Origin of the sequence: Sphingomonas sp. (assembly GCF_035490575.1) — a bacterium.
Classification (GTDB): Bacteria; Pseudomonadota; Alphaproteobacteria; order Sphingomonadales; family Sphingomonadaceae; genus Sphingomonas.
Genome location: NZ_DATJLI010000012.1, coordinates 1 through 7,948, shown reverse-complemented (window position 1 = coordinate 7,948; position 7,948 = coordinate 1). Strand labels below are relative to the sequence as shown.

Here is a 7,948-nt window from a genome sequence, read left to right as displayed (position 1 = left end):
AGCCTGGCCCGCCACGCCGCTGCCGGGCCGCGCGGTGTTTACCCGGCTGGACGACGATGCCCGGCGACTGGCGCCGGCACTGGCCGCGCATGGGCTGACACAGGTCGAGGCGCTGTAACTTGACTTTCGTGCACCGATACGCCATTTGCCGCACCGCAGCGACGCTTTCGTAAAACCGGAACCAAGCAGCGTGATCGGCAGGTCTTATCCCTGCCAAGGCTCGCGTCGCGGCTCGACCAGCATCCCAAGTCACGCGGGGCGCCTTTCGACCCCCGCTCGTCGTGCGTCTGGCACGGCGCGCCAGATAACGAGTTTTCCATGTCCTTTTCGTCACTCGGCCTTTCGCGGTCCGTGCTCGATGCGCTCGCGCAGAAGAATTACGACACCCCCACCCCCATTCAGCAGCAATCGATCCCGGCCTTGCTGGAGGGCAGCGACCTGCTCGGCATCGCCCAGACCGGCACCGGCAAGACGGCGGCGTTCATGCTGCCGTCGATCGACCGGCTGGTAAAGGCGAACGAGCGCCGCAAGCCGATGCGCTGCCGGATGCTTGTCCTTGCCCCTACGCGCGAACTGGCCAGCCAGATCGCCGATTCGGCCCGCGCCTATGCCAAGTTCACCAAGCTGACGGTCGCCACCGTGTTCGGCGGCGTGCCGATCGGCCGCAACCGCCGCGATACCGCGGCCGGTGTCGACATTCTGGTCGCCACGCCCGGCCGCCTGATGGACCTGATCGAGCAGCGCTGCATGAGCCTGTCCGATGTCGAGATCCTGGTGCTGGACGAAGCCGACCAGATGCTCGACCTGGGTTTCATCCACACGCTTCGCAAGATCGTGACGATGCTGCCGCAAGACCGTCAGTCGCTGTTCTTCTCGGCCACCATGCCCAAGACGATCAAGGAACTGGCCGACAAGTTCCTGACCGATCCGGTCGAAGTGCGCGTCGCCCCCGTCGCGACCACGGCCGAGCGGGTCGAGCAATATGTCACCTTCATCAACCAGGCCGAGAAGCAGGCGCTGCTGACGCTGTTCTTCCAGCGCAACGAGGTCGAGCGCGCGATCGTCTTCACCCGCACCAAACATGGCGCCGACCGCGTGGTGAAGCTGCTCGCCTCGAACGGCATCGTCGCCCATGCCATCCACGGCAACAAGTCGCAGCCGCAGCGTGAACGCGCGCTGGCCGATTTCCGGTCCGGCAAGGTGACGATCCTCGTCGCCACCGACATTGCCGCGCGCGGCATCGACGTGTCGGGGGTCAGCCATGTGCTGAACTTCGAACTGCCCAATGTCGCCGAGCAATATGTCCACCGCATCGGCCGCACCGCGCGCGCGGGCAAGGACGGCATCGCCTTTGCCTTCTGCGCCGACGATGAGCGGCCCTATCTGCGCCAGATCGAGAAGCTGACGCGCCAGAGCATCTCGGTCGTGCCGCTGCCCGACAATTTCCAGGCCGAATCAGAGCGTATCCGCAACAGCCGCGTCGGCCCCATCCCGGCCGAGCGGCCCGATCGTCCGCGCCAGGAACAGGGTCCGCGCCGTCCGCGCGCGACGCATTCGGCCAAGCCCGCGGGCGAGGGGCGCGGCGGTGCCGGTCGTCCCGGCGGTCCGCGTCGCGGCGGGCGCCCCGGTGGCGGCAGCGGTCGCGGCGGCCAGCGCGCACAGGGCTGACCTGCCGCTTCGGCATCGGCCACTGGACCCGTTTCGCTTTGACCGTCGCTGTGCGATGGTGACGGTCAGCGTGAAATGATCCGGGGGACCGACAATGCGATTTGTGGCTGCGATATTATTGGCGACGACGATGATCGCGCCGACTTGCGGGGCCGTGGCGCAAGCATCGGCCGCACCCCAGCCGCAATTCGTCCACCACGTCTTTTTCTATCTCAAGCGGCCCGGCAACGTGCAGGACAAGGCCCGATTGGCGGCGGCGCTTGAGCGTCTGGCGCGCGCGCCGACGATTCGTAGCTATCAGGTCGGCGAACATGCCGGCACGACCCGCGCGGTGATCGAACGCGGCTATGACCTGTCCTGGACGCTGACGTTCGACAGCGCCGCCGATCAGGAAGCCTATCAGGTCGACCCCATCCACCTCGACTTCGTTCGCGAGAATGAAGGGCTTTGGTCGCGGGTCGTGGTCTATGATACGGTCCCCGTCACCCGCTGAAACCTTCGCTTTCGCGCGAAGCTCGTTTTCATCGCGAAACAAACTTGCGGTTAACGCTCGACGTGGCAAAAGCCCGGTTCATGGCAACCCAGCCGCTTCATGACGCGCCACCGCCCATACCCGCGCCCATGTTGCTGCGGGCCGCATCGCTTGCGGGCGCCGGAGCGTGGCGATGCGAGCTGGCGGATCAGCGCCTTGGCTGGACACCGGGCATTTACGCGCTGTTCGGCCTGGAAACCTCGCGCCGGGTCGATCGGCGAGTCGCGGTTTCGCTATACGAACCCGAATCGCGCGCCACGATGGAACGGCTGCGCGCGGAAGCGATCGAGACAGGGCAGCCCTTTACCTTTGACGCGCAACTGATCCGCACCGATGGCAGCCGCCGGTGGATGCGCGTCTGGGGCGAAGTCGAACGGCATCATGGCCGCTCGGTCGCGCTCAACGGCTGGAAACAGGACATCACCGACGAACGCCTGGCGATCGAACGGTTGCGCGCGCTGGCGGAAAACGACGCGCTGACGGGGCTTGCCAATCGCGCGGCATTTCATGCCCGCCTCGAAACGGGCGATGGCGCCGTCGTGGTGGTGTTCGACCTCGACGGGTTCAAACAGATCAACGACCGTTTCGGCCATGCGGCGGGTGACGAATGCCTGCGCGTGCTGGGCGAACGGTTGCGCTCGGCGCTGCCCGACGCGCTGATTGCGGCGCGGCTGGGCGGTGACGAGTTCGCCGCGCTGCTGCCGGCGGGCACCGGTCGGCTGGCGATCGCGCGGCGCATCGCGGCAGTGGCGCGCGCGCTGGCGATGCCGGTGCCCTGGGACCGGCAGATATTGCGGTTCGGCGTGTCGGGCGGCGTCGCCTTTGCCGGCGATCGCACGGCGGGCGAGCCGCATCTCTGGCTGGCTGCGGCCGATGCCGCGCTGTATGAGGCCAAGCGTATGGGGCGCGGCCGGGTGCGGGTCGCCCCACCCGCCTGACCGGACGCGGCGCTGTTCCATTTCGCTTTCGTTACACGTCGCGCGCGCCTATATGATGGGCATGGCAACCCCCACCGAGAATGAATACGGCGCCTCCTCGATCAAGGTGCTGAAGGGCCTCGACGCCGTTCGCAAGCGGCCGGGCATGTATATCGGCGACACCGACGACGGTTCGGGCCTGCACCACATGGTGTTCGAGGTCAGCGACAACGCGATCGACGAGGCGCTGGCCGGTCACTGCGACCGCATCATCATCCAGCTGAACGCCGACGGGTCGGTCAGCGTCGAGGATAATGGCCGCGGCATCCCGACCGGCATCCATGCCGAGGAAGGCGTGTCGGCGGCGGAAGTCATCATGACCCAGCTCCATGCCGGCGGAAAGTTCGACAACACCAACGACAGCAACGCCTACAAGGTGTCGGGCGGCCTGCACGGCGTCGGCGTGTCGGTGGTCAATGCGCTGTCCGAATGGCTCGACCTCAACATCTGGCGCGACGGGGAGGAGCATTATATGCGCTTCCGCCACGGCGACGCCGAAGCCCCGCTCAGGGTGATCGGTCCCTCGGACGGCAAGAAGGGGACGCGCGTCACGTTCCTTGCCTCGCCCTCGACCTTCAAGATCACCGAATATGATTTCGACAAGCTCGAACACCGCTATCGCGAGCTGGCGTTCCTGAATTCGGGCGTCCGCCTGTTCCTGCGCGACGCGCGGCACGAGGATGTGCGCGAAGTCGAGCTGTTCTACGAAGGCGGCATCGCGGCGTTCGTGAAATATCTGGACCGCAACAAGACGCCGCTGATGCCCGATCCGGTCGCGATTTCGGGCACGCGCGACGATGTGACGATCGACGTCGCGCTGGAGTGGAACGACAGCTATTACGAAAATGTCCTCTGCTTCACCAACAACATCCCCCAGCGCGACGGCGGCACGCATCTGGCGGCGTTCCGCGCGGCGTTGACGCGCACGCTCAACAACTATGCCGACAAATCGGGCCTTCTGAAGAAGGAAAAGGTCACGCTGACCGGCGATGACATGCGTGAAGGGCTGACCGCCATCGTGTCGGTCAAGCTGCCCGACCCCAAGTTCAGCTCGCAGACCAAGGACAAGCTGGTCTCGTCCGAGGTGCGCCAGCCGCTGGAAAGCCTGATGGCCGACAAGCTGGCCGAATGGCTGGAGGAAAATCCTGCCGTCGCGCGGCAGATCATCCAGAAGGTGATCGACGCCGCCGCCGCGCGCGAAGCCGCGAAGAAGGCGCGCGAACTGACCCGGCGCAAGGGGGTGATGGACATCGCCAGCCTGCCGGGCAAGCTGGCCGATTGCCAGGAACGCGATCCCGCCAAGTCCGAACTGTTCATCGTCGAGGGCGATTCGGCCGGCGGATCGGCCAAGCAGGGCCGCGACCGGCATTTTCAGGCGATCCTGCCCTTGCGCGGCAAGATTTTGAACGTGGAGCGCGCGCGTTTCGACCGGATGCTGGGGTCCAAGGAAATCGGCACGCTCATCCAGGCGATGGGCACCGGCATCGGCCGCGACGACTTCAACCTGGCCAAGCTGCGTTACCACAAGATCGTCATCATGACCGACGCCGATGTCGACGGCGCGCACATCCGCACGCTGCTGCTGACGTTCTTCTATCGCCAGATGCCGGAAATCATCACCAACGGGCATCTCTTCATCGCCCAGCCGCCGCTCTACAAGGCGACCAAGGGCCGCTCGGAAGTCTATCTCAAGGACGATGCCGCGCTCGACGAATATCTGGTGGAAGCGGGAGTCGCGTCGAACGTGCTGGAAAGCGTGACGGGCACGCGCGCCGACAAGGATCTGCGCGGGCTGCTCGATCATGCGCGCCGGATGCGGACGCTGATGCGCTATGTGCCGCGCCGTTATGACGCCTCGATCATCGAGACGCTCGCGCTGGGCGGCGCGCTGGACCCCGAAGCGACGCGGGAAGTTCGCGCCGAACGGCTGGCCGAAGTCACTCGCCGCCTCGACCTTGCCGACAGCGAGGCGAAATGGACGGCCTCGCTCAGTGAAGAGGGCGGTTTCCATTTCCAGCGGTTCTGGCGCGGTGTCACCGATCACCATGTGATCGAGGCGAGCTTCATCGCATCGGCCGAGGCGCGCAAGCTGCACGGTCTGGCCGCCGAAGAGGCGCAGACCTATGTCAACGCCGCCAAGCTGGTGCCCGCACGCACCGCGCAGGCGACCGACGAGAGCGCAGTCGAGGACGGTGAAGAGGCCGTCACCATCGCCAAGGGCGAAACCCTGGTCGGCCGCCCCAGCCAGCTGCTCGAAGCCATCCTGATTTCGGGACGCAAGGGCTTGTCGATCCAGCGCTACAAGGGGCTGGGCGAAATGAACGCGGAGCAGCTTTGGGAAACCACGCTGGACCCCTCCAACCGCTCGATGCTGCGCGTCGCGATCGATCAGGCCGATGTCGCCGACGAGATCTTCACCCGGCTGATGGGCGACGTGGTCGAACCGCGCCGCGAGTTCATTCAGGAAAACGCGCTCAGCGTCGCCAATCTCGACGTCTGACCCGCGCGCGGATCAGCACCGCGCCCCGCCGACGGGCGCGGTGCTGCCCCGGACGATCAGTTGGTGGCGCAGCGTGACGCGCTCGACGGGTTCGGGCGTGCCGCGCAATATGCCGACCAGCAGGTCGACCGCCCGCCGCCCGATCTGTCCCTTTGGCTGGGCGATCGTGGTCAGTGCGGGCTGAAAGAACGGCGCCAGCGGCAAGTCGTCGAACCCCACGACCGACACGTCGCCGGGGCACGACAACCCGGCGCGGCCGATCGCGCTGATCGCGCCCATCGCCATTTCATCGTTGAAACAGAACATCGCCGTCACGCCGCGCGCCAGCAATTCGCGCGTGTGATCGAATGCCGACCGGGCCGAATAATCGCCGACGCACAGGTCGAGGGCGGATGACAGCCCGTGCCGGGCCGCTGCCCGCTCCGCCCCGGCCAGACGGTCGCGGCTGATCGGGCTGATCGCCGGGCCGGTGATGACGCCGATGCGCCGGTGCCCCAGTGCGATCAGATGGTCGATGGCATCGCCGGCGGCGGCGGCGTTATCGATATGCACGCTCGGCACGGGCAGTTCGGCGCTGTATTCGCATCCGTTGACCACCGGGGCCGACGCGCCCAGCCGCTCGATCAGCGGCATGACGCTGGCGGGCAGGCGGTGGCCGAGGAAGATCAACCCGTCGACTTCGCGGCGCGAGAGCATGTCGGCATATTGATCCTCGACATCGGGATCGTGCCGCGTATCGCCCAGCACCACGGCATAGCCGGCGTCGCGCGCGGCTTCCTCGGCGCCGCGAATCACGCTGGCGAAAAAGGGGTTCGATATGTCGGGGACGGTCAGCAATATCTTGGCGGCGCGCAGCGTCCGCAGCGAACGCGCGGCGACATTGGGCGAATAGCCCAGCGCACGCACCACTTCGAGCACGCGGTCGCGCGTTTCCGCCGCGACGCGTTCGGGCTGGCTCAGCACGCGGGAGACGGTGGCGGTCGAAACACCGGCAGCCTCGGCGACCTTGACGATCGTGGTCATGGTTCCTTCATGTCCCGTGCGGCCAATTGTGTCGACCGGTTTGATGTAATCCTTTACATCGCTGGGGCGGGCCAATAGTCTGACGACCGAAACGTGGGGGGAACCGCGTTCGGGGAGGACAAGCGCATGGTCGCTGCTGAAGGGGTGTCGGATACCACGCGCCCGGTGCCGGGAATGCTGACAGGGCGCCTCAGCGCGCTGATGTTCATGCAGTTTTTCGTCTGGGGCGCATGGAACGTCACGCTCGGGCTGGTGATGCAGACCGTCGGGATCGGCGACCTGATCGCCAACGCCTTTTCCGTCGGACCGATCGCATCGATCGTTGGTTCATTCCTCCTCGGCATGGCCGCCGCCCGCTATCTCAGCCCGAAAATGCTGATGGTCATCCTGCACCTGGTCGGCGGCGTCATCCTGTTCATCTTGCCGGGGCTTATTACCTCCGAACATGGCGACAGTTTCGTCTGGCTGCTGCTGGGCTACATGATCCTCTACATGCCGACCGTCGGTCTTGCGAACACCATCGCGCTCAAGAGCTTTGGCGAGCGGGTCGACCGGTTTCCGTTCGTGCGCGCATTCGGCACCCTGGGGTGGATTGCGGCGGGTCTCATCATCGGCTGGGCCGGCCTGTCGGCGGACCCGGCGATCTTCACCGTCGCTGCGGTCGTGTCGATCGCGCTCGGCCTCTATAGTTTCACTTTGCCCAATGTCGAACCCGACGCGCCGCGCGACGAAAGCGTCATTCGCCAGGTGCTGTGTGTCGAGGCGTTCGCGCTGATGCGGCAGCGTTCGTTCCTGATCTTCATCACCTGCGCCACGTTGATCTCGATCCCGCTGGCGATGTATTATGCCTATGCTTCGCCCTATGTCGGGACGGCGGGCATCACCAATGTCGGCGGCACGCTGGCGATCGGCCAGATGTCCGAGCTGGCGTTCATGTTTTCGATGCCGTTCCTGTATCGCCGTTTTGGGGTAAAGCCGCTGCTGCTGGTCGGCATGGCGGCATGGGCCGTTCGCTATGCGCTGTTCGCGATCGGCGACGGCGGCGATTCGCTGTGGGCGATCTATCTGGGCGTCGCGCTGCACGGGGTCTGCTACGACTTCTTCTTTGTCGCGGGCGCGATCTATACCGGCACGATCGCGACGCCAAAGGGCGTGAACGCGCAGGCGCAGGGGATGCTGACGCTGTTCACCTACGGTGTCGGCATGTTGCTCGGCTCGCAGATCGGCGGGTTGCTCTACGCGCAACTG

At 65.9% G+C, this 7,948-nt stretch carries 6 protein-coding genes; 5 read left to right on the top strand and 1 reads right to left on the bottom strand.

Annotation, left to right across the window (positions count from 1 at the left end):
• Positions 1 to 318 precede the first annotated feature (318 nt).
• The 4 genes from VL973_RS00725 (at position 319) to gyrB (ending at position 5,677) form a co-directional block, all read left to right on the top strand.
• On the top strand, positions 319 to 1,668 hold the full coding sequence (locus tag VL973_RS00725; protein WP_325282121.1) for a DEAD/DEAH box helicase: 1,350 nt from the start codon (positions 319 to 321) through the stop codon (positions 1,666 to 1,668).
• A gap of 130 nt (positions 1,669 to 1,798) precedes the next feature.
• Positions 1,799 to 2,161, top strand: coding sequence for a Dabb family protein (locus tag VL973_RS00720; RefSeq protein WP_325282120.1), 363 nt, complete (start codon positions 1,799 to 1,801; stop codon positions 2,159 to 2,161).
• A gap of 80 nt (positions 2,162 to 2,241) precedes the next feature.
• A complete protein-coding gene (locus tag VL973_RS00715; RefSeq protein ID WP_325282119.1) occupies positions 2,242 to 3,138 on the top strand; it encodes a GGDEF domain-containing protein in 897 nt (298 codons plus the stop codon).
• A 61-nt stretch (positions 3,139 to 3,199) separates the two neighbouring features.
• Positions 3,200 to 5,677, top strand: coding sequence for a DNA topoisomerase (ATP-hydrolyzing) subunit B (gyrB, locus tag VL973_RS00710; RefSeq protein ID WP_414712169.1), 2,478 nt, complete (start codon positions 3,200 to 3,202; stop codon positions 5,675 to 5,677).
• Positions 5,678 to 5,689: 12 nt separating this feature from the next.
• On the opposite strand, the gene VL973_RS00705 is transcribed toward gyrB, so the two are convergent.
• Entirely contained in the window at positions 5,690 to 6,700 is a 1,011-nt protein-coding gene (locus VL973_RS00705; RefSeq protein WP_325282117.1) for a LacI family DNA-binding transcriptional regulator, read from the bottom strand.
• 93 nt (positions 6,701 to 6,793) lie between these two features.
• Here VL973_RS00705 and VL973_RS00700 point away from each other — a divergent pair.
• On the top strand, positions 6,794 to 7,948 hold a 1,155-nt coding region (locus tag VL973_RS00700; protein WP_325282116.1), incomplete at its 3' end, for an MFS transporter.